Genomic DNA, 1211 nt, shown 5'->3' with positions numbered 1-1211 from the left:
CAGGTAGGCACAGATCTTCTTCTTTCTGAAGTAAACAAACCTGCTGAAGCGAACAGTCCTGCCCTGGATATCGCTGAGCTAAAATGCCCGGTTCCGGTAAAGCCGCATTCTGTCGCCCAGATTGAAAAAGATGGCATGACGGTTAACCTGAATGAAGACATATCGGATGCTATGCTTGTCCGGATCATGAGGGCGCTGTCCAATGTTTAAAGACGGAAATTCGTTTAAGAAGATCTATATTGCCTGCGGCTATACGGATCTGAGATATGGAGTTGATGGACTGGCCTGCACGATCCAGGAAGTATTCAAGCTGGATCCATATGACGAAGGAACACTCTTTCTCTTCTGTGGAAGGAGAACCGACCGGCTGAAGGGCCTGCTCTGGGATGGAGACGGCTTTCTGCTTTTGTACAAACGCCTGGCGAATGGCAGGTTTCAGTGGCCAAGATCAAGCAGCGAGCTGAAAGCCATGACACCTGAGCAGTATCACAACCTGATGACCGGATTTGCCATCGAGTCTTCCATTCATCCTTCTCATCCTAAGTACACAGGATAAAAATTTTCTTTTCCACAGTTTTTCTGGAGAACGGCCTGATTAGAAGCCATTTAAGGCTCGCTTTCAGGCAGGACTGTTTGTATTCAGCTACTGCCTGTGCTGCTTTACAGCGACTCGAAAACTGCCTGATAATACGTGATAAAAAGGCAGGCGCACGTCTTCATAACCACTGAACATTGCGGAAGTTTTCCACAATTTCGGCTGGTTGAAACGTGCATTTTATTCGTGTATACCTATGGCATGAGCACACCGAAGATGAGTCAGGAAGAACTTGAAGCCATGCCAGTTTCCATTCTGGTAAAGCTGATTATGAATCAGCAGGAAACTATTGAAACCCTGACACGTCACATTGATGAACTTACCGAGCAAATCCGCCTGATGAATCAGAGATCATTTGGAAGAAAGACAGAGTCATCCCAATTTGTTCAGCAGCTGCAGTTTGATCTCGGCCTGAATGAGGCAGAAGAGATTTCTGATGAAAAGGCAGCTGATCCTGTACTGGATGAAGCTGCACCAAAGAAGAAAAAGGCTAAAGGTAAAAAGCAGGAAGACTGGCAGAAGATTACCAATCACAGAGATGAATATCTTGAGCTTACGGAAGACGAACTTAACAAGCAGTACGGCAAAGGAAAGTGGAAAAGACTGTCTGAAGAAC

The 1211-nt window shown here is 45.9% G+C and carries 3 protein-coding genes; all 3 read left to right on the top strand.

Annotated elements, in window-relative coordinates; genetic code table 11:
• The coding region (locus MOZ60_RS11515) for a hypothetical protein (protein ID WP_370596793.1) at positions 1 to 210 on the top strand (210 nt) is incomplete at its 5' end.
• The gene (gene tnpB / locus MOZ60_RS11510) at positions 203 to 556 is read left to right on the top strand and encodes an IS66 family insertion sequence element accessory protein TnpB (RefSeq protein WP_108774905.1); all 354 of its coding nucleotides are present in this window, start codon (positions 203 to 205) and stop codon (positions 554 to 556) included. The genes MOZ60_RS11515 and tnpB, both read left to right, overlap by 8 nt.
• Positions 557 to 811: 255 nt before the next feature.
• A partial coding sequence (locus MOZ60_RS11505) for an IS66 family transposase (RefSeq protein WP_370596792.1) occupies positions 812 to 1211 on the top strand: 400 nt, incomplete at its 3' end.

The organism is Grylomicrobium aquisgranense (assembly GCF_033971865.1).
Classification (GTDB): Bacteria; Bacillota_I; Bacilli_A; order Erysipelotrichales; family Erysipelotrichaceae; genus Bulleidia; species Bulleidia massiliensis.
This window is presented reverse-complemented; position numbering and strand designations above follow the sequence as displayed.

Coding starts and splice junctions, on each gene's coding strand:
- tnpB (WP_108774905.1), top strand. CDS start 203: ATGTTTAAAGACGGAAATTCGTTTAAGAAGATCTATATTGCCTGCGGC.